This is a genomic window from Phycicoccus ginsengisoli (genome assembly GCF_054779295.1).
In genome coordinates, this window is the sequence record NZ_BAAGYN010000002.1 from 75,320 (window position 1) to 94,763 (window position 19,444).

At 71.9% G+C, this 19,444-nt stretch carries 17 protein-coding genes; 15 read left to right on the forward strand and 2 right to left on the reverse strand.

All coding sequences use genetic code 11. From position 1 onward, the window contains the following. The first annotated feature begins 28 nt into the window (after positions 1 to 28). From ACYVDO_RS02980 to ACYVDO_RS03040, 13 genes are all read left to right on the forward strand, one after another. The gene (locus tag ACYVDO_RS02980; RefSeq protein WP_460932740.1) at positions 29 to 1,393 is read left to right on the forward strand and encodes a M20/M25/M40 family metallo-hydrolase; all 1,365 of its coding nucleotides are present in this window, start codon (positions 29 to 31) and stop codon (positions 1,391 to 1,393) included. Next, positions 1,390 to 2,880, forward strand: coding sequence for a glycoside hydrolase family 1 protein (locus ACYVDO_RS02985; protein WP_460932741.1), 1,491 nt, complete (start codon positions 1,390 to 1,392; stop codon positions 2,878 to 2,880). Before ACYVDO_RS02980 ends, ACYVDO_RS02985 begins: the two co-directional genes overlap by 4 nt. A gap of 101 nt (positions 2,881 to 2,981) precedes the next feature. Next, positions 2,982 to 4,004, forward strand: a complete 1,023-nt coding sequence (locus ACYVDO_RS02990) for a glutathione S-transferase family protein (protein ID WP_460932742.1) — start codon at positions 2,982 to 2,984, stop codon at positions 4,002 to 4,004. Further along, the gene (locus ACYVDO_RS02995) at positions 4,001 to 5,263 is read left to right on the forward strand and encodes a saccharopine dehydrogenase family protein (protein ID WP_460932743.1); all 1,263 of its coding nucleotides are present in this window, start codon (positions 4,001 to 4,003) and stop codon (positions 5,261 to 5,263) included. Before ACYVDO_RS02990 ends, ACYVDO_RS02995 begins: the two co-directional genes overlap by 4 nt. Before the next feature lie 433 nt (positions 5,264 to 5,696). Then, positions 5,697 to 6,548 carry a FadR/GntR family transcriptional regulator gene (locus tag ACYVDO_RS03000; RefSeq protein WP_460932744.1) on the forward strand — a complete coding sequence of 284 codons (852 nt, stop codon included), beginning with the start codon at positions 5,697 to 5,699 and terminating at the stop codon, positions 6,546 to 6,548. After that, a complete protein-coding gene (locus ACYVDO_RS03005) occupies positions 6,545 to 7,447 on the forward strand; it encodes an ABC transporter permease (protein ID WP_460932745.1) in 903 nt (300 codons plus the stop codon). Before ACYVDO_RS03000 ends, ACYVDO_RS03005 begins: the two co-directional genes overlap by 4 nt. A 57-nt stretch (positions 7,448 to 7,504) precedes the next feature. Then, positions 7,505 to 8,575 carry a taurine ABC transporter substrate-binding protein gene (locus ACYVDO_RS03010; RefSeq protein ID WP_460932746.1) on the forward strand — a complete coding sequence of 357 codons (1,071 nt, stop codon included), beginning with the start codon at positions 7,505 to 7,507 and terminating at the stop codon, positions 8,573 to 8,575. Between the two features lie 5 nt (positions 8,576 to 8,580). Then, entirely contained in the window at positions 8,581 to 9,375 is a 795-nt protein-coding gene (locus ACYVDO_RS03015) for an ABC transporter ATP-binding protein (protein WP_460932747.1), read from the forward strand. A 38-nt stretch (positions 9,376 to 9,413) separates the two neighbouring features. Beyond that, on the forward strand, positions 9,414 to 10,664 hold the full coding sequence (locus ACYVDO_RS03020) for a threonine synthase (protein WP_460932748.1): 1,251 nt from the start codon (positions 9,414 to 9,416) through the stop codon (positions 10,662 to 10,664). Beyond that, on the forward strand, positions 10,661 to 11,920 hold the full coding sequence (locus ACYVDO_RS03025; protein ID WP_460932749.1) for a DegT/DnrJ/EryC1/StrS family aminotransferase: 1,260 nt from the start codon (positions 10,661 to 10,663) through the stop codon (positions 11,918 to 11,920). Before ACYVDO_RS03020 ends, ACYVDO_RS03025 begins: the two co-directional genes overlap by 4 nt. A 36-nt stretch (positions 11,921 to 11,956) precedes the next feature. Then, positions 11,957 to 13,258: a histidinol dehydrogenase gene (gene hisD / locus ACYVDO_RS03030; protein ID WP_460932750.1), complete on the forward strand. Its 1,302-nt coding sequence runs from the start codon at positions 11,957 to 11,959 to the stop codon at positions 13,256 to 13,258. Beyond that, on the forward strand, positions 13,255 to 13,431 hold the full coding sequence (locus ACYVDO_RS03035; protein ID WP_460932751.1) for a hypothetical protein: 177 nt from the start codon (positions 13,255 to 13,257) through the stop codon (positions 13,429 to 13,431). The genes hisD and ACYVDO_RS03035 overlap by 4 nt, the downstream gene beginning before the upstream one ends. A 19-nt stretch (positions 13,432 to 13,450) precedes the next feature. Then, positions 13,451 to 14,506, forward strand: a complete 1,056-nt coding sequence (locus tag ACYVDO_RS03040; RefSeq protein ID WP_460932752.1) for a YeiH family protein — start codon at positions 13,451 to 13,453, stop codon at positions 14,504 to 14,506. Between the two features lie 217 nt (positions 14,507 to 14,723). On the opposite strand, the gene nadA is transcribed toward ACYVDO_RS03040, so the two are convergent. Next, positions 14,724 to 15,920, reverse strand: coding sequence for a quinolinate synthase NadA (gene nadA / locus ACYVDO_RS03045; protein WP_460932753.1), 1,197 nt, complete (start codon positions 15,918 to 15,920; stop codon positions 14,724 to 14,726). Positions 15,921 to 16,099: 179 nt separating this feature from the next. On the opposite strand from nadA, the gene ACYVDO_RS03050 reads away from it, so the two are divergent. After that, a complete protein-coding gene (locus tag ACYVDO_RS03050; protein WP_460932754.1) occupies positions 16,100 to 17,209 on the forward strand; it encodes an alpha/beta hydrolase in 1,110 nt (369 codons plus the stop codon). Positions 17,210 to 17,236: 27 nt separating this feature from the next. Here the strand turns inward: ACYVDO_RS03050 and ACYVDO_RS03055 are convergent, their stop codons facing one another. Then, on the reverse strand, positions 17,237 to 17,461 hold the full coding sequence (locus ACYVDO_RS03055; RefSeq protein WP_460932755.1) for a hypothetical protein: 225 nt from the start codon (positions 17,459 to 17,461) through the stop codon (positions 17,237 to 17,239). A gap of 204 nt (positions 17,462 to 17,665) precedes the next feature. Here ACYVDO_RS03055 and ACYVDO_RS03060 point away from each other — a divergent pair, with 204 nt between their 5' ends. Further along, positions 17,666 to 19,195 (forward strand): DEAD/DEAH box helicase, encoded by a 1,530-nt coding sequence (locus ACYVDO_RS03060; RefSeq protein WP_460932756.1) that lies wholly within the window; start codon positions 17,666 to 17,668, stop codon positions 19,193 to 19,195. Positions 19,196 to 19,444: the final 249 nt, after the last annotated feature.

The following is a 19,444-nucleotide window of genomic DNA, read 5'->3' on the forward strand; positions in this document are numbered from 1 at the left end:
CCGACGACCAGCCACTAGGCTCGCCGCCGTGACCGACGACGTGCTCACCCAGGACCAGATCGACGACCTCCGGACCACCGTGGCGGGCCTGATGCCCGGCGTGCGCTCCGACCTCGAGGCGCTGACCCGCATCCCCAGCGTCAGCCTCGACGCGTTCGACCAGGCGCACGTCGAGGCGAGCGCCGAGGCGACCGCCGAGCTGCTGCGGGCGGAGGGGCTCGAGGTCGAGATCGTGCGCGAGGGCGGCCGGCCCGCGGTGATCGGCCACGTGGACGGACCCGAGGGAGCGCCCACCGTGCTGCTCTACGCCCACCACGACGTGCAGCCCCCGGGGGACGACGCCGACTGGGACAGCGCGCCGTTCGAACCGACCGAGCGCGACGGCCGCCTCTACGGCCGCGGCGCGGCCGACGACAAGGCCGGGATCATGGCGCACGTCGCTGCGCTGCGCGCGCACGCCGGCCGGCTCCCCGTCGGCGTGACGATCTTCGTCGAGGGTGAGGAGGAGATCGGCTCGGACTCCCTGCCGACCCTCCTCGAGCGCCACGGCGACAAGCTGCGCGCCGACGCCATCGTCCTGGCCGACTCCACCAACTGGGCGCTCGGCGAGCCGGCCCTGACGACGACGCTGCGCGGCCTCATCCGCGTCGTCGTCACCGTGACCACGCTCGACCACGGCATCCACTCCGGCATGTTCGGCGGCGCCGTGCCCGACGCCGTCACCACACTGATCCGGCTGCTTGCGACCTTCCACGACGAGGCGGGCGACGTCGCCGTCGCCGGCCTGAAGTCGGGGAAGGCCAGCGACCTCGACTTCGACGAGGCCAGGCTGCGCGAGGAGTCCGGTCTGCTCGACGGCGTTGAGGTGATCGGCACCGGGACCCTGCTCGACCGCATCTGGGCCAAGCCCACGGCCACCGTCATCGGCTTCGACGCCCCGTCCGTGGCGAAGTCCTCCAACACCCTCGTGCCGACCGCGAGCGCCAAGGTCTCCATCCGGCTCGCGCCGGACGAGGCGCCCATGGACGCGTATGCCGCGGTGCAGCGCCACGTCGAGGCGCACACGCCGTGGGGTGCGAAGGTCGAGGTCCGCCTCGACGACCAGGGCGCCGGGTTCGCCGCCGATGCGGACGGCCCGGTCTACGACCAGGCGCGCGCCGCCTTCACCGACGCGTGGGGCGTCGAGCCGGTCGACATCGGCGTCGGCGGCTCCATCCCGTTCGTCGCCTCGTTCGCCGCGAAGTTCCCCGACGCGGCGATCCTCGTGACCGGGGTGGAGGACCCCGACACGCGCGCCCACGGCGCCAACGAGTCCCTCCACCTCGAGGAGTTCGAGAAGGTCTGCGTCGCCGAGGCCGTGCTGCTCGCCCGGCTCGGGGCGATGCCGCGATGACCGAGGGGCCGCAGCAGGCGGGCGAGGACTCGCAGTCGCCGGGCGACGGCTCGCAGTCGCCGGGCGAGCGCTCGCAGCCGGCGGGCGGCTTCCCGCAGCTGCCGCGGGACTTCCTCTTCGGGGTCGCCTCGGCGTCGTACCAGGTGGAGGGAGCGGTCGACGAGGACGGCCGCGGCCGCTCGGTCTGGGACACCTTCTGCGAGCGGCCGGGTGCGATCGCGAACGGCGACACGGGCGCGGTCGCCTGCGACCACTACCACCGGTACCGCGAGGACGTCGCGCTGCTGAAGGACCTCGGCGTCGACAGCTACCGGTTCTCCATCGCGTGGCCGCGGGTGCTGCCGACCGGCACCGGCGAGGTCAACGCCGCCGGGCTCGACTTCTACGACCGGCTCGTCGACGAGCTGCTCGCGGCGGGGATCCAGCCCGCCGCGACGCTCTTCCACTGGGACACCCCGCAGGCTCTCGAGGACGCCGGCGGCTGGGCGAGCCGCGACACCGCGGAGCACTTCGCGGCATACGCCTCCGTCGTCGGCGAGCGGCTCGGTGACCGGGTCGCGCGCTGGATGACGCTCAACGAGCCCAACGTCGTCACCATGCTCGGGTACGCGCTCGGGGTCCACGCCCCGGGGCGGTCGATGGGCTTCGAGGCGCTGCCCGTGGCGCACCACCTGCTGCTCGGGCACGGCCTCGCCGCCCAGACCCTGCGCGCCGCGGGGTGCTCCAACGTCGGCATCGCGAGCAACCACGCCCCGGTGTGGCCGGCCTCCGACAGCCCGCAGGACCAGCAGGCAGCCGAGGTGTACGACAACCTGTGGAACTGGATGTTCGCCGACCCGGTGCTGCTGGGCCGTTACCCGGTCGAGGGCACCGAGCAGGGCTTCCCGACCTACCGCGACGGCGACCTCGACGTGATCCGCCAGCCGCTGGACTGGTTCGGCATCAACTACTACAACCCGGCCCGGATCGGCGCCCCCGCCAGTGCCGCGGGAGGTGCCGCCGCCACGGGTCAGGCACCGGCTGCCGGGGAGGTCGTCGCCGACGGGCCACCGATGCCGGAGGGGCTGCCGTTCGAGAGCCGGCGCATCGAGGGCTACGAGCGCACCGACTTCGACTGGCCGATCGTGCCCGAGGGCCTGGCGCAGGTCGTGCGGCAGTTCCGCGACCGGTACGGCGACGTGCTGCCGCCGGTCTACATCACCGAGAGCGGCTGCTCGTTCGCCGACGGACCGGTCGACGGCCGGGTCGCGGACGACCGCCGGATCGCCTACCACGACGCGCACCTGCGGGCGCTGGCCGGTGAGATCGCCGACGGCGCCGACGTGCGCGGCTACTTCGCGTGGTCGGCGACCGACAACTTCGAGTGGGCCGAGGGGTACCGCCAGCGGTTCGGGCTCGTGCACGTCGACTACGACACCCAGGTGCGCACCCCGAAGGACTCCTACCACTGGTACCGCGACCTCATCGCCCGCACCCGCAACCGCTGACCCGCCGGCGCGCCCGGCTTGGGTCGGGCGGCCGTCCCACCGGGGGTCGGCCCGCGGACGCGCCCCCGGTGGGGTCGGCCCGGCACCGGTAGGTTCGCACCATGGCTGAAGGCAGCAAGGGCAAGGGCTACGTCGAGCCGTCGTTCGAGCGCGACACCCGGTACATCAACGACCGCATCACCGCGCGCGGCGACGGCGAGGGGGAGTGGCCGGTCGAGGCCGGGCGCTACCGGCTGGTCGCCGCGCGTGCGTGCCCGTGGGCCAACCGCGCCATCATCGTGCGCCGCCTGCTCGGGCTCGAGGACGCGCTGTCCATGGGGCTGTGCGGACCCACGCACGACGAGGACAGCTGGACCTTCGACCTCGACCCCGGTGGCGTCGACCCGGTGCTCGGGATCCCGCGCCTCAAGGACGCGTACGAGAAGCGCCAACCCGGCTACCCGCGCGGCATCACGGTGCCGGCCGTCGTCGAGGTGTCCACCGGGCAGGTCGTCACCAACGACTTCGCACCCCTGACCCTCGACCTGTCGACGCAGTGGACCGCGTTCCACCGCGACGGCGCGCCGGACCTGTACCCCGAGGCGCTGCGCGAGGAGATGGACGAGGTGATGCAGCGCGTCTACACCGAGGTCAACAACGGCGTGTACCGCTGCGGGTTCGCCGGTGAGCAGGACGCGTACGACGCGGCCTACGACCGGCTCTTCGCGGCACTCGACTGGCTGGAGGAGCGGCTCGCCACGCGGCGGTTCCTCATGGGCGACACCATCACCGAGGCCGACGTGCGGCTCTTCACCACGCTCGTGCGGTTCGACCCCGTCTACCACGGGCACTTCAAGTGCAACCGGTCGAAGCTGAGCGAGATGCCGGTGCTGTGGGCCTACGCCCGCGACCTGTTCCAGACGCCGGGGTTCGGCGACACCGTGGACTTCGTGCAGATCAAGCGGCACTACTACGTGGTCCACCACGACATCAACCCGACCGGCATCGTCCCCAAGGGCCCCGACCTGTCCGGCTGGCTCACTGCCCACGGGCGCGAGCAGCTCGGCGGCCGGCCGTTCGGCGACGGCACGCCACCCGGCCCGGTCCGCGAGGGTGAGCGCGTCCCGGCGGAGCACCAGCCGTGAGCGTGGCAGCAGGCACTGGCGCCCGCGAGCACGACCTCGTCGTCGTCGGCGCCACGGGCTTCGTGGGCCGGCTGCTCGCCCACTACCTCGCCCAGCACGCGCCGGCCGGGACCCGCATCGCGCTGGCAGGGCGGTCCCGCGAGCGCCTCGAGGGGGTGCGTGGCGGCCTGCCGGCGCGCGCCCGCGACTGGCCGGTCGTCGTGGCCGACGCCGCCGACGCGGCCGCGCTCGCCGACCTCGCCGCCTCGACGACCGCCGTCGTGACGACGGTCGGGCCCTACCTGCGGTACGGCCTCCCCCTGGCTCGCGCGTGCGCCGAGGCCGGGACCCACTACGCCGACCTCACCGGGGAGGTCCTGTTCGTCCACCGGCTCGCCGACGAGGTGCACCAGACGGCGCTCGCGACCGGTGCCCGGGTCGTGAACGCCTGCGGCTACGACTCCGTGCCGTCGGACCTCGCCGTCCTGCTGCTGCACGAGCAGGCCGAGCGTGACAGGGCCGGCACCCTGCTCGACACGACCCTGCTGGCCCGGATGAAGGGCGGTTTCTCGGGCGGCACGATCGACTCCGCCCGGGCCCAGGTCGAGGCGGTCGGGTCCGACCCGGCCCTCTCGAAGGTGCTGCGCGACCCCTACGCCCTCAGCCCGGACCGCGCCTCCGAGCCGGACCTCGGACCGGAGCGCGACCCGCGGTCGGTGTTCGTCGAGGCCGGGTCCGGGCAGTGGGTGGGGCCGTTCGTGATGGCCGACTTCAACACCCGGGTCGTCCGGCGCAGCAACGCCCTCCTCGGCCACGCGTACGGCCGGCGCTTCCGCTACCGCGAGCTCAGCAGCTACGGCACCGGGTTCGCCGGGCGGCGCCGCGCCACGCTCGTCACGGGCGCGCTGGGCCTGGCGATGGCCGGCATGGCCGACCCGCGGACGCGTCCGCTCGTCGACCGTCTCGCGCCCACGCCCGGTGAGGGCCCGAGCGAGCAGGCGCGCGCGGCCGGCTGGTTCCGCATGCAGGCGCGCACCACCACGACGAGCGGTCGGCGCTACCTCGCCACGGTGGCGGCGAAGGGGGACCCCGGGTATGCCGCGACGGCCGTGATGCTCGGCGAGGCCGCCCTGGCGCTGGCCCTGGACGGCGACCGCCTGCCGCCCGCCGCCGGTGTCCTCACCCCAGCCACCGCTATCCGCGGGCGGCTCGTCGAGCGGCTGCGCGACCGGGACTTCACGCTCACCGTCGAGGAGCTGGCCGGCCACGGCAGCGAGTGACCCGACTTCGGTGGCGAGCCGCCCGGCCGCGACCGCGAACTACCCTGACCGCGAGCGCGGACCACCCCGTCGGCGACCGCGAACATCGCGCGGATGGCTGCCGGGGTGGTGCCGCCTCGAACGACCCACGAGGACAACGGGATCCGCAACACCCAGCCGGTGCCCGGCAGCGGATGCACGTCGACACGGAGGCATCGCCATCACCGGTGCAGACGCCGTGCGGCGGAGGCGGCGGGCGGGCCGCGGTGGTGTGCGAGCTGTCCCCGGCCCTGACGCGCAGGTGCGAAACCCCTCGGCGGCCCCGGGGCGGGTAGGCGTCGGCGATCGGGACCGCATGGACGTCGCCGTCGGGCAGACGGCCGACCGCCACACCTCCACCATGAACGCATTTGACTAGTTGACAGGCAACTTGGCAGGTGCCACTCTCTTCCACATGTCCACCACGCCGGACGCGCCCAGCTTCAGCCCACTTCCGCGTGCGCCCCAGGTCAGCTCCTCCATCGCGGAGCGGATCCTGGAACGGATCGTCGACGGCTCCATCCCGGTCGGTGCCCGCCTCCCGAGCGAGGAGGCGCTGGCCCGGGAGTTCGCCGTCAGTCGCCCCACGGTCCGGGAGGCGCTGGCCGCACTGCAGTTCGCCGGTCACGTCGAGTCCCGACGTGGTTCGGGGACAGTGGTCATCAGCAGCGAGTCAGGTGCCCGCACCCCCACGGAACGACAGCCCCTTCGGTCTCTCGCAGAGGCGGTCGACCTGCTCGAGGCACGCATCCTGCTGGAGCCGGAAGCCCTGGCAGCTGCGGCCAAGGATCCCGACGTCGACGCCCTGGAGGTCGCTGCGGACCTCATCCGCGGCATGCACTTCGCCGTGGACAAGGACCAGAATCTCCACGCAACCTCCGACATCCGCGTGCACCGAGCCCTGCTGGACGTCTGCCGCAACCACTTCCTGCGTGATGCCGTCCTGGACGTGCTCGACCTGGCGATCGACCCGCTGCTGGTCACCGCGCGTGTCCAGGCCTGGGAAGCGAGCGACCTGCCGCACGTCTGGGCCGACCAGCACGACGTCACCTGGCAGGCGATCGCTGCCGGTGACCCCGAACGCGCCCGGGCCGGCAGCCTGGCCCACCTGGCCTCCGTGGTGGAGAACCTCGCCGCTGCCACGGCCGACGCCCCCGAGCTGCAGCGGCGCATGGACGGGCTGCTGGCCCAGGTGGATCTTGCCCAGCCCGGCCGGCGGCCCGGTGCCGCACATCAGTCCGACTCACCCTCCCGGGGGACCAGATGAGTACTTCAGCCACGACCACCACCTCCGCAGCGGGGGAGGGCGGCTCCGGTGGAGCCGCCCGGGCCGCGGTGCCCGCGCTGGGGCGTCGCGTCTCGCCGCGAGCCCGCTCCTGGCTCACCCGGCTGCTCACCCTGGCCGTGTTCCTGGCCGCGTGGTTCGCGATCACGGGTCTGCACCTGGTGAAGCCGCTGTACCTGCCGTCTCCGGTCTCGGTCTGGCAGGCGTTCGTGCAGGCGAACACCGACCACCCCATCGCCGAAGGCGTCGACCGCATCGTGCGCGGCGAACAGAACTACTACATGTGGGAACACCTCATCGCGAGCCTGCAGCGGATCGGCATCGGTGTCGGCGCCGCCATCGTGGTGGGCATCCCGATCGGGCTGCTGATGTCGACGGTCCGCTGGGTCGGCACGATCGTTGAGCCCTACCTGCACTTCCTGCGGTCCCTGCCGCCGCTGGGCTACATCGGACTGCTCATCGTCTGGTTCGGCATCGGTGACACCTCCAAGGTCTGGCTGCTGTTCCTCGCCGCGTTCCCGCCCATCACCATGGCGACGATCAGCGGGGTGCGGGGGGTGCGCGAGGACCAGGTCAACGCCGTGCTCTCGCTGGGCGCGACCCGTCGCCAGTCGGTCTGGCACGTCATGGTCCCCGCGACCCTGCCCGAGGTGATGACCGGAATCCGGGTCGCCACTGGGTTCGCCTGGACCACCGTCGTGGCGGCCGAGCTCAACAACGGCATCCCCGGCATCGGCGGACTGGCCTACCTGTCCGGCGTCCAGCTCCAAACCCCTCTGACGGTGGCCGCCATCATCGTCATCGGCATCGCGGCCGTCGTGCTCGACGGCCTGCTCAAGACCACCGAGCGGCTCCTGGTCCCCTGGCGGGGCAAGGCCTAGCCCGGTCGTCGTTCAACCTCGGGTCCACGCTCCACCCTCGAGAAAGCGATATCTGCCATGCCTGCACATCGCCCCCTGTTCCGGTTGGTCAGCCTCGGCGCCGTCGGTCTCGCCCTGTCCGTCAGCGGTTGCGTCGCATCGGGACGGCCAGCGGTCAGCCCTGCTGGCGCTGCCTCCAAGTGCCCGTGGAAGGCCGATCCCAGCGTCACGGCGACCGCCCGGCTGGCCTGGCAGGCCAGCCCCACCGGCGACCTCGTGGTCAAGGACCTCGGCCTGCTCGAGGCGTGCATGCCGAACGCCAAGATCACGTGGTCCCAGTTCAACTCCGGCGGCGACGTCGTCCAGGCCTTCGGTGCCGGCAGCATCGACGTCGGCATGCTCGGCTCCTCGCCCGCGACGATCGCCCTGTCCAAGCCACTGGAGATGCCCATCAAGGTGGTGTGGATCCAGGAGGTCATCGGGCAGGCGGAGGCGCTGGTCGTGCAGGACAAGGGCATCACTGACCTGAAGGGGCTCAAGGGCAAGCGCATCGCGGTGCCGTTCAGCTCCACCTCCCACTTCTCCCTGCTGCAGGCGCTCACCGGCGCCGGGCTGGTCCCGGGCAAGGACGTCACGCTGGTCAACCTGGCGCCCGGGGCGATCCCGGCAGCGTGGGACGGCCACCAGATCGACGCGGCCTGGATCTGGAACCCCGTCCTGGACAAGCTCAAGAAGACCGGCAGCCAGATCTACTCCAGCGCGGACACCGCCAAGGCCGGCAAGCCCACGTACGACCTGTCGGCGGCCTCCACGAAGTTCGCCGCGGCCAACCCGGCGTTCATGACCCAGTGGGCCAAGGCCCAGGACTACGCCGTCAAGATGATCGGCAACGAGCCGCAGAAGGCCGCCGAGAGCATCGCCATCCAGATGGGGATCTCCCCGAAGGACGTCAGCGACCTGTTCAGCGGCTACATCTACCTGCCGGCCGAGAAGCAGGCGTCCGCGCAGTGGCTGGACGGCAAGGTGGCGAAGGACCTCATCACCACCGCCGGCTTCCTGCTCCAGCAGGGCTCCATCAAGGGCGTCAGCCCCGACCAGGCGTACCAGGACGGCGTCGACCCCGGACCGGCCAAGTCCGTGACCGGCTGAACGCCATGAGCCACGAACGCGCGGTCCAGGTCAGGTCGGTCAGTCACCGGTTCGACGTCAAGGGCGCCCAGGTCCAGGCTCTCCTCGACATCGACTTCCGCATCGAGCCCGGTGAGTTCCTCTGCCTGGCAGGCCCGTCGGGCTGTGGGAAGACCACGCTGCTCCGGCTCCTGGCCGGGTTCATGCACCCCTCCCAGGGCACGATCGAGGTCGACGGCGAGCCCGTCACGAAGCCCGGCGCCGACCGCGGCGTGGTGTTCCAGCAGCCCAACCTGTACCCGTGGCTGACCGTCCAGGGCAACGTCGAGCTCGGACCGAAGCTGCGCGGCGTCCGCGCCCCCGCGCGCAAGGCGGCAGCCGAACGGTTCCTCGACATGGTCGGCCTGACCGAGTTCGCCGAGCGCCGGCCCTACGAGCTGTCGGGCGGGATGCAGCAGCGCTGCCAGATCGCCCGGGTACTGGCCAACGACCCCGACATCGTGCTGATGGACGAGCCCTTCGGTGCGCTCGACGCGTTGACTCGGGAGCGCCTGCAGAACGAGCTGCTGCAGATCTGGCGGGCCACCGGCAAGACCATCGTGTTCATCACCCACAGCGTGGACGAGGCCGTCTTCCTCGGCTCGCGCGTCATGGTGATGAGCCCGCGCCCGGGACGGGTGGTGCTCGACCGGCCGGCGATCTTCTCCAAGCCCGGCGAGCCCATCGCGCCCGAGCGCATCCGCGCGATGCCGGAGTTCCTGGCCGTCGTGGACGAGGTCAGGACGGCCATCCACTCCGCACCGCTGACCGCCGCCGTCTGAACCACACAGACCCGAGACGAGACGAGACGAGGACCACGATGTCCCGCTACAGCTACCTGTCCCACTTGGAGTGTGCCCGCTGCGGGCACATCAGCGACGCCACCGTGGCGACCGGCCTGTGCAGCAGGTGCAGCTCACCCATGCTGGCGCGCTACGACCTCGACGCCCTGCAGCGCGAGGTTCCGCGGTCCGCGCTGGTCGGCCGCGACTGGGAGCTGTGGCGCTACCACGAGCTGCTGCCCAGCTCGGCCCGGCAGGCCGAGGTCCGCCTCGGGGAGGTCGTCACCCCCCTGCTGAAGATGGACCGGCACGGCCTCGACATGGGCCTGGAGCAGTTGTGGATCAAGGACGAGAGCGCCACTCCCACCAGCACCTTCAAGGCGCGTGGGGCTGCGGTGGGGGTGTCCCGAGCCCGCGAGCTGGGCTGGACCCACATCGCCATGCCGACCAACGGCAACGCCGGTGCGGCCTGGGCCTCCTACGCGGCACGAGCGGGCCTGAACGCGCTCATCGTCATGCCTGAGGACGCGCCCCGCATCACCCGGGCCGAGTGCCTGTCGGCGGGGGCCCAGGTCCACCTCGTGGACGGCGTCATCAGCGATGCCGGTGCCGTTGTCGCCGACGCCGTCTCGCGCGGCGACTGGGTGGACGTGGCGACCCTGAAGGAGCCCTACCGCATCGAGGGCAAGAAGACGATGGGCCTGGAGATCGTCGAGCAGCTCGGGTGGACCCTGCCCGACGTCGTCGTCTACCCCACCGGTGGCGGTGTCGGCCTCATCGGCATCCACAAGGCCATCGGCGAGCTGATCGAGCTCGGCTGGGTGACCGGTCCCATGCCCCGGTTCGTCGCGGTGCAGTCGAGCGGATGCGCACCGGTGGTCTCCGCGTTCGAGCAAGGGGCCCCCGAGAGCACCTTCTGGAAGGAATCCCAGACGGTGGCCTTCGGCATCAACGTCCCGAAGGCCCTCGGTGACTTCATCATGCTGGACATCCTGTACCAAACCAAGGGCACTGCTGTCGCAGTGCCGGACGACGAGCTGCTCGAGGAGCTCACGAGGCTCGGTCGCCACGAGGGGCTGTTCGTCTGCCCGGAGGGGGCCGCCGCCGTGGCCGCGACACGGCGCCTGGCGGGCGAAGGCTGGATCGCCCCCGACGACCGGGTCGTCGTCCTGAACACCGGCGCCGGCATCAAGTACCCCGAATGCGTCGACGTCGACCTGCCCGTCATCGCGGCCGGCAGCACCCTGCCCGACGCGGTCGTCCACCCGCCGACGGCCACGCCGCGATGACTGCGGCCCTCGGTCCCGGCGGCCCGGGCCGCTCGCCGCTCGAGCAGGACGCTTCCGAGGCGCCCCCGGCTCTCGGCATCGACCTGTCCACCCCGGACCCGATTCCACCAGAGGGCGTCGAGCGCGCGGTCGAGATCATGCGAAGCGGACGACTCTTCCGCTACGACGAGGAGAGTGGCCAGCCCTCCGAGACGTCCCTGTGGGAGAGCGAGGTCGCCGACTACCTCGGGCGCCGTTACGTCGTCGCCGTGAACTCGTGCGGCGCGGCGCTCTACCTGGCGCTGCACAGCATGGGCCTGCGCCCGGGGGACCCCGTCCTCGTCAACTCCTGGACGCTGGCGCCCGTGCCCGGGGCCGTCCACCACGCAGGTGGACGCGCCGTCCTGGTGGAGACGACGCCCGACCTCACGGTGGACCTCGACGACCTGCAGCAGCAGGCACGATCGCACCAGGGCAGCATCCTGCTGCTGTCCCACATGCGCGGGCACATCAGCAACATCCCGGCGGTCCTGGAGGTGTGCAGCAGGTACGGGCTGCGTCTCGTCGAGGACTGCGCCCACTCCATCGGCGGCTCCTGGGAGGGCAGGCTCACCGGGACGCAGGGAACCGTCGGCTGCTTCAGCACGCAGACCTACAAGCACCTGAACTCCGGTGAGGGCGGCCTGCTCGCCACCGACGACGACGAGGTCGCGGCCCGGGCCATCCTCGGGTCCGGCAGCTACATGCTCTACGGCCAGCACACGCGTCGTCCCCCGGTCGAGTACTTCGACCAGCTCCGGTACGCCGAGCCCAACCACAGCATGCGCCTGACCAGCATCGCGGCCGCGGTCCTGCGCCCACAGCTGCGGACCCTGGCACGCCGGGTGCTGGAGTGGAACGAGCGGTACGAGCGCCTCTCGACAGGCCTGGTCGCCATCCCCGGAGTCCGCCTGCCCGAACGCCCGACCCAGGAGCAGTACGTCGGTAGCTCGGTGCAGTTCTTCCTCGCCGGCCGGTCCCCGGCCCAGATCCAGACTTTCTGCGCGGTCGCCGACCAGCTCGGGGTGCACGTCAAGTGGTTCGGTGCCGCAGCTCCAGCGGCCTTCACCAGCGCCTACACCTCGTGGGGCTACGCGCAGCCGCGCCCATTACCACGCACCGACGCGACCCTGGCCACCTTGTGCGACATCCGGGTCCCCCTGGCCCTGCCGCTGAACCGGTGCAGGGACGTCGTCGCCATCCTCACCCACGCGGCCGAGCGCGCAGACCAACTCTGACAGCTCCACCTCCACCCATCGAGCAGGAGTGCAACCATGACGATCACGCACCTCAAGCGGGCCACGCCGGCCAGCCCGGAGGACAACAGCAAGACCACCGCCCTGGTCACCACGATGCTCGCCGAGATCGAGGCAGGCCGTGAGCAGGCTGCTGCCCGGTACTCGGCCGAGCTCGACGGGTGGACCCCGGACAGCTTCCTCGTCACGCCCGAGCAGATCGAACGGGCCAGCAACCAGATCTCCGCCCAGGTCCGGTCGGACATCGACTTCTCGCTGGCCCGGGTCACGAAGTTCGCCGAAGCCCAACGAGCCAGCATGCACGACCTCAGCTTCGAGCTCAGCCCCGGCCTGATCGCCGGGCACAGGCACATCCCGGTGGGGGTGGCCGGCTGCTACATCCCCGGTGGCCGCTACGCGCACGCCGCCTCAGCCGCCATGAGCATCGGCACCGCCAAGGCCGCCGGAGTCCCCTTCGTCGTGGCCTGCTCCCCGCCGCGAGGTGGCGCGGGCATCCACCCCGCGACCCTGTACGCGATGGCCGCGGCCGGCGCCGACGCGATCATGTGTCTCGGTGGCGTCCAGGCCATCGCCGCCATGGCGTTCGGGCTGTACACCGGCAAGCCGGCAGACGTTCTGGCCGGGCCCGGGAACCGCTTCGTGGCAGAAGCCAAGCGGCTGCTGTTCGGCCGGGTCGGCATCGACGTGTTCGCCGGGCCGACGGAGGCGCTGGTCATCGCCGACCGGTCCGCCGACCCGTGGATCGTGGCCGTCGACCTCGCCAGCCAGGCCGAGCACGGACCGGACTCCCCGACGGTCCTGGTCACCACGTCGATGGAGCTGGGCCGCCAGGTCCTGGACCTGATGCCCAAAGCCATCGACCCCCTCCCCACCGGCGAGGTCGCCGCCCAGGCGTGGGCCGATGTCGGGGAGGTCATCGTGTGCGACACCCGCGAGGAGGCAGCCCAGGTGGCCGACGAGATCGCCTCGGAGCACGTCGAGGTCCATGCCGAGGACCTGCAGTGGTGGCACGACACCCTGCGCAACTACGGGACGCTCTTCCTCGGCGAGGAGACCACGGTCGCTTACGGGGACAAGTCCGCCGGCCCGAACCACATCCTGCCCACCAAGCAGGCCGCCAGGTACTCGGGCGGTCTGTGGGTCGGCAAGTTCCTCAAGACCCTGACCTTCGAGCAGATGACCCGCGACGCCAGCCGTGAAGTCGGTGAGGTCGTCGCGCGGGTCTCCCGGGTGGAGGGGATGGAAGGTCACGCCCGGTCTGCCGACGTGCGGCTGGAGAAGTACTTCCCGGGCGAGAAGTTCGACCTCATCCCACAATGACCAGCACCGTCGAAGACCGGCGCCACCAGGTCGGCGTCGTTCTCCCTGACGTGCCCGCCCCGTCCACCGCCCACGCCCCCGCGGGTCGGGCCGCCGACCTCGTCCTCACCTCCGGGCCGCTGCCGGGTGGGGCGCCGGTCGAGGGGGAGATCGTGGTTGAGGCCGCGTTGTGAGCCAGCAGGGATGCCGAACATGACTGCACAGGTCTCGCCGCGTGCGCAATCAGCCCGCCCCCGGCCGCGATGGCGCAGCCCCCTCGCCGTACTGCCGGGCCTCGGCCTGGCCGCGTCCATCGGTCTGCTCGCCACCGGACTCGGCGCGCTGGTTCCAGTGGTCGGCGGTCCGGTCATCGGCATCGTCCTGGGCGTCCTCGCGCACGCGCTGCTGGGCTCCCGCCCGGCCCTGGTCCCCGGGTCACGCTTTGCCGCGACCGTGGTGCTCCAGGCGGCCGTGGTCATCCTCGGTGCCGGCCTGTCGATGGCGCAGGTGGTCCACACCGGCTGGGGAGCGCTGCCCGTCATGGTGGGCACGCTCACGGTCGCCCTGGTCAGCACTGCGCTGGTCGGTCGGTGGCTCGGGGTCGAGCGGGAGACCCGCACCCTGATCGGCGTCGGGACGGGCATCTGTGGAGCCTCGGCCATCGCCACCGTGAGCGCGGTGATCGGGGCCTCAGAGCTGGCGATCGCCTACTCGATGACGACGATCTTCGTTTTCAACGTCGTTGCGGTGCTGGTCTTTCCTGCGCTCGGTCACGCGATGGGTCTGTCACAGGCCGCGTTCGGGCTGTGGGCAGGAACCGCCGTGAACGACACCTCGTCGGTCGTCGCGGCCGCGACGGTCTACGGCTCGGCGGCGACCTCGTTCGCGGTGGTGGTGAAGCTCACGCGGACGTTGATGATCGTGCCGATGTCGGTGGCCCTGGCCATGGGGCGGCACCGCCGCGAGCGTGCTGCAGCGGGGGGAGCCCGGACGGCGGTGCCGTGGCGACGGCTCGTGCCGGTGTTCCTGCTGCTGTTCCTCGTCGTGGTGGCCCTGAACAGCTTCGGCCTGGTTCCCCCCGGATGGCACAGCCCGCTGTCCTGGACCGCGCGCTACTTCACCACCCTCGCCCTCGTCGGTGTGGGGATGGGAACCCCGTTCGGCGCACTGCGCACTGCCGGGTGGCGCCCGTTGGCCCTCGGGGCGGTGCTGTGGGTGGCGGTCGCCGCGAGCAGCCTCGCCCTGCAGTGGGCCACCGGGAGCCTGTGACGCCCTTACATGGTCCTGGACCAAGGCGCGCTCACCGGTTGGTGCAACCCGCAGAACGCGTTGCCGGAGGGCAGCAACCGCGGTGCACAACGGCCGCTAGGACATGCTCGCAACCAGGACAAGCCCGACCACGCTGACGGGCGGCTCGCGGAACGCGAGTGGAGGCGGACCTGGCCGAACACCCCGTTGGGGTGGTGCGGGTTTCGTCGTGCGCCGGTCAGTCCCGACCGGTGGGGCCGGGCAGTGCGAGCATCTGGTCGAGAGCGACCCGGGCCCAGTGCGCCACGTCCGGGTCGACCCGGATCGGGTTGACGACCCGGCCCTGGACGAGGGACTCCAGCGCCCAGACCAGGTGCGGCAGGTCGATCCGGTTCATCGTCGAGCAGTAGCAGACGTTCTTCTCCAGGAAGGCGATCCGCTGCTCGGGGAACTGCTCGGACAGCCGGCGCACGAGGTTGAGCTCGGTCCCGACGACCCATGACGTCCCCGCGGGAGCGGCCGCGATCGTGGCGATGATCTTCTCGGTCGACCCCACCTCGTCGGCGGCCTCGACGACCTCGTGGCGGCACTCGGGGTGGACGATGACCTTGACGCCGGGGATCTCGCGCCGTGCCTGCTCCACGGCCTCGAGGGTGAACCGGCCGTGCACGGAGCAGTGTCCGCGCCAGAGCAGCATCGTGGCCGCCTCGAGCTGCTCCCGGGTCAGGCCGCCGTTCGGCTGGTGCGGGTCCCAGACGACGCAGTCGTCGAGCGCCCCACCGAGGTCCCGGACGTAGGTGTTGCGGCCCAGGTGCTGGTCGGGCAGGAACAGCACCTTGCCGCCGTCGCCGGCCTGCTCCAGCGCCCACGACAGCGCCGCCCGCGCGTTCGAGGACGTGCAGACGGTGCCGCCGTGCCGGCCCGTGAAGGCCTTGATGGCGGCCGAGGAGTTCATGTAGGTGACCGGCACGGTGCGATCTGCGACGCCCGCGGCGACGAGGTCCTCCCACGCGTCCTCGACCTGCTGGATCGCAGCCATGTCCGCCATGGAGCAGCCGGCGGCGAGGTCGGGGAGGATCACGGTCTGCCCGCCGCTGGTCAGGATGTCGGCCGACTCGGCCATGAAGTGCACGCCGCAGAACACGATGTACGGGGCGTCCGGGCGCGCGGCGGCGTCCTTGGCCAGCTTGAACGAGTCGCCGGTGACGTCGGCGAACTCGATCACCTCGTCGCGCTGGTAGTGGTGGCCGAGCACGAACACGCGGTCCCCGAGGGCCGCCTTCGCGGCGCGCGCCCGCTCGACCAGGCCGCGGTCGGAGGGAGCCGGCAGGTCGCCGGGGCACTCGACCCCGCGCTCGGTGTGCAGGTCGGTGCCGTGGCCCAGGACGAGCAGGGGGAGCGGGGCGTTGCGCGGCGTCGCTGTGGTGGTGCTCACGCCTGAATCGTATGCCGTGCGCGCCCTGCCCTGGTCAGCCCCGCTGTCCTCAGCAAAGTCCCAGCCGCGGTGCAGCACCCTCCCAGCGGCCGGGTCCAGCATTTCCACGTGCGACGAGCGACTGCGAGCATCCCGGCCGGGTCCGGCCCCGCCGAGTGGCTCATGACAAGAGGTGCCTCGTGTCGCTGACCGGTACCACCCTCCCCACGCTGCTCGCGCTGCTGGCAGTGGCCCTGTTCGTCGTCCTCGCGGCCGGCTTCCCCGTGGTCCGCCGCCGGTGGGTGGCCGTGACGACCCGAGCCGGGGGCATTGCCGCGCTCAACGTGGTGGTGCTTTGCCTGGTGGGAGTCATCGCCAACGATCACTTCGGGTTCTACGTGAGCTGGAACGACCTCGCCGGCGCTCGGGCACCCGTCACCGTCACGCACCACGGGGGGACAACGCGGTTGGCGTTGAACCACCATCTTCGCAGTGGCCTCACCCCGCCTCCGTCCGTCCTTCCCGCGCTGAGGGCTTCGGGTCGGCTACAGACCTTCGAGGTCAGGGGAGCGAAGAGCGGGCTCTCGGGCCAGGTGTTGGTCCTTCTGCCGCCCGGGTACGACCCCAGTTCGTCGCGGCACTACCCGGTGATCGAAGCCCTGCACGGGATCCCGGGCAGCGCCACCTCCTGGTTGAGAGGGATGGACCTCGAGCAGTCCCTTGATGCCGCGGTGGCGGCACGAAAGATTGCCCCGAGCCTCATCGTGCTGCCTCAGGACAACTTCCCGCTGTCCTTGGACGGTGAGTGCGTCAACGGCCCCAGCGGCACGCCGCAGACGGAGACCTGGCTGGCCACGGACGTGCCGAGGTTCGTCACCTCCCACTTCCGGGTCGCGACCGACCGCAGCTCGTGGGCCGTGGCCGGGTACTCGGAGGGCGGCTGGTGCGCGGCAATGGTCGGCATGCTGCACCCCAACATCTTCGCTGGTGACCTGGTTTTCAGCGGGACGTTCAGGCCCGAGTTCACCTTGGCCTACAGGCCTTTCGGCCGTGCGCTGCCGGCGCGTTATGACTTGGTGAGGCTGGCCGCGAAGAACCCGCCAGCGATGGCGATGTGGGTCCAGTCGAGCAAGAAGGACGGTTACTCCTACCCTCCCACCGCGCTCTTCCTCAAGAACGTGAAGGCACCCCTCTCGGTGACCACGGACCTGCTCAAGACGGGCGGACACCGGGTCATGCTGTGGGCTTCGGAAGTTCCGTCAGCGTTGCAGTGGTTGGGCCAGAACCTGCCGGGCTTCGCGCCGCACTGACCCGCGTCACCGCCGTGCGGACCCGGCTCAGAGCAAGTGGATCTTCGGGCTGCTCCGGGCGACGCTCACGTGCTGGTCGCCGAAGCGGACGACGACCCGGTCGTCCTCGAGCTTCACCACCGACCCGAGGCCGTGGCGGTCGTGCGAGACGCGGTCGCCGACGGCGAACGTGGGGTGCACGACCGGCTCGGTGTCGCGGTTGAAGGGGCTGTTCTGCAGGTGGGCGCGTTTGCTCGGGGGGCGAGTGGACATGCCTCCAGTCTCCACCCAAACGCCGGCGGACGTGCGCGCCACCCCCGGCCGCGTCGGATCCGCCGCGGCGACCCGGTAGACTCCGGATGTCGCCCGGACAGTTTCGCCACGGGCGAATCGTGTGACGTCCCTTCTCGTGTGCTGCGGCCACTGACGGCCTGCGCCCGGCGGAACACCTCTCTCTGACCTCTGGAGCACCCACCTGTGTCTGTCGACACCACCTTCGCGCGCCTCGGCGTGCCCACCTCCCTCGTCGCCCTGCTCGCCGAGGGCGGCATCACCGAACCCACCCCGATCCAGGCCGCAACCCTGCCGGACTCCCTCGCCGGGCGCGACGTGCTCGGCCGCGGACGCACCGGCTCGGGCAAGACCTACGCCTTCCTCCTGCCGCTGCTGACCCGCCTCGCGGCCAGCGGCACCCCCCGCCGGCCGGGCCGCCCCCGTGCCCTCGTCCTGGCCCCGACCCGTGAGCTCGTGCTGCAGATCGAGGCCGCGATGGCCCCCCTGGCCGCGGCCCTGGGCCTGCGCAGCCAGACGGTCTTCGGCGGCGTGGGCCAGAACCCGCAGGTCCGCGGGCTCAAGGCGGGCGTGGATGTCGTCCTCGCCTGCCCCGGACGCCTCGAGGACCTCATCGGCCAGGGCCACGTGGGTCTGGACGCCGTGGAGGTCACCGTGCTGGACGAGGCCGACCACATGGCCGACCTCGGCTTCCTGCCCGCCGTGCGCCGCCTCCTCGACGCGACCCCGGCCGGTGGGCAGCGGCTGTTGTTCTCCGCGACCCTCGACAGCGGGGTCAACGTGATCGTGAAGCGCTACCTCAGCTCCCCGGTGACGCACGAGGCCGACTCGGAGCAGTCGCCCGTCTCCCAGATGACCCACCACGTCTTCCACCTGCGGCCCGACGCCCACTTCCCCGTCCTGCTCGACCTCGCCGCTGCCCCGGGCCGCACGGTGGTCTTCACGCGGACCAAGCACCGGGCCAAGAAGCTGGCCCGCCAGCTCAACTCCTCCGGAGTGCCCGCCGTCGAGCTGCACGGCAACCTGGGCCAGACCGCCCGCACCCGCAACCTCGAGGCGTTCCACGCCGGGACCGCGACCACCCTGGTCGCCACCGACATCGCCGCCCGTGGCATCCACGTCGACGACGTCGGCCTGGTCATCCACGCGGACCCGCCGGTCGAGCACAAGGCGTACCTCCACCGCTCCGGTCGCACCGCTCGCGCCGGCTCGAGCGGCACGGTCGTCACGCTCATGACGGACGAGCAGGTCCGCGACGTGCGTGACCTGACCCGCAAGGCCGGGATCAACCCGACCACGACCCGCGTCCACCTCGGGCACCCCCTGCTCGCCGAGGTGGCCCAGGGGGAGCGCAGCTTCACGGGCGGCTTCGTGCCGGCCGGCGGTGGGGCCGCGTCCGGTGCACCCGCCGGTAGTGGCTCCCACCGCTCCTCCGACGCGCCGTCCGGCCGGGGACCGGGCCGCCGTCGCAGCGCCCGGGGAGGCTCGGGCGGCCGCGGCGCCGGCGGCGGACAGCGCGCCGGGGGCCAGTCGCAGGCCGGTGACGCCCGCGGACGCGACGGCGCCCGTCGCAGCGACGCCGGTCCCGGCGCCGGCAGCTCCCGACGCCGGTCGGGCCCGGGGTCCAGCACGGCCTACTCCACCTCCACCCCCATGTCCGGTGGAGCCGCCGCCTTCTCCTCCGGCAGCCGGGCCGGCACCCGCCGCGGTCGCTGACCGTCAGCCGTGCACCCCGTCGGGGCATCCGAGGTCTGGGACCTCGGGTGCCCCGCGGCTCGTGAGCGCCGAGGTCTGGGACCTCGGCTGCCCGACGGGTCCTGAGCGCCGAGGTCTGGGACCTCGGCCGCCCGGCGCGTCCTGAACGCCGAGGTCTGGGACCTCGGCTGCCCGGCGGGTCCTGAGCGCCGAGGTCTGGGACTTCGGGGAGCGGTTGCGCTCGTCAGCCGAGCCCCTGCCAGGGGACCG

Excerpts from the sequence above, each read along its gene's own strand:
- ACYVDO_RS02985 (WP_460932741.1), top strand. The coding sequence starts at position 1,390 with ATGACCGAGGGGCCGCAGCAGGCGGGCGAGGACTCGCAGTCGCCGGGC.
- ACYVDO_RS02990 (WP_460932742.1), top strand. The coding sequence starts at position 2,982 with ATGGCTGAAGGCAGCAAGGGCAAGGGCTACGTCGAGCCGTCGTTCGAG.
- ACYVDO_RS03000 (WP_460932744.1), top strand. The coding sequence starts at position 5,697 with ATGTCCACCACGCCGGACGCGCCCAGCTTCAGCCCACTTCCGCGTGCG.
- ACYVDO_RS03005 (WP_460932745.1), top strand. The coding sequence starts at position 6,545 with ATGAGTACTTCAGCCACGACCACCACCTCCGCAGCGGGGGAGGGCGGC.
- ACYVDO_RS03010 (WP_460932746.1), top strand. The coding sequence starts at position 7,505 with ATGCCTGCACATCGCCCCCTGTTCCGGTTGGTCAGCCTCGGCGCCGTC.
- ACYVDO_RS03015 (WP_460932747.1), top strand. The coding sequence starts at position 8,581 with ATGAGCCACGAACGCGCGGTCCAGGTCAGGTCGGTCAGTCACCGGTTC.
- ACYVDO_RS03020 (WP_460932748.1), top strand. The coding sequence starts at position 9,414 with ATGTCCCGCTACAGCTACCTGTCCCACTTGGAGTGTGCCCGCTGCGGG.
- ACYVDO_RS03025 (WP_460932749.1), top strand. The coding sequence starts at position 10,661 with ATGACTGCGGCCCTCGGTCCCGGCGGCCCGGGCCGCTCGCCGCTCGAG.
- hisD (WP_460932750.1), top strand. The coding sequence starts at position 11,957 with ATGACGATCACGCACCTCAAGCGGGCCACGCCGGCCAGCCCGGAGGAC.
- ACYVDO_RS03035 (WP_460932751.1), top strand. The coding sequence starts at position 13,255 with ATGACCAGCACCGTCGAAGACCGGCGCCACCAGGTCGGCGTCGTTCTC.
- ACYVDO_RS03040 (WP_460932752.1), top strand. The coding sequence starts at position 13,451 with ATGACTGCACAGGTCTCGCCGCGTGCGCAATCAGCCCGCCCCCGGCCG.
- ACYVDO_RS03055 (WP_460932755.1), bottom strand. The coding sequence starts at position 17,461 with ATGTCCACTCGCCCCCCGAGCAAACGCGCCCACCTGCAGAACAGCCCC.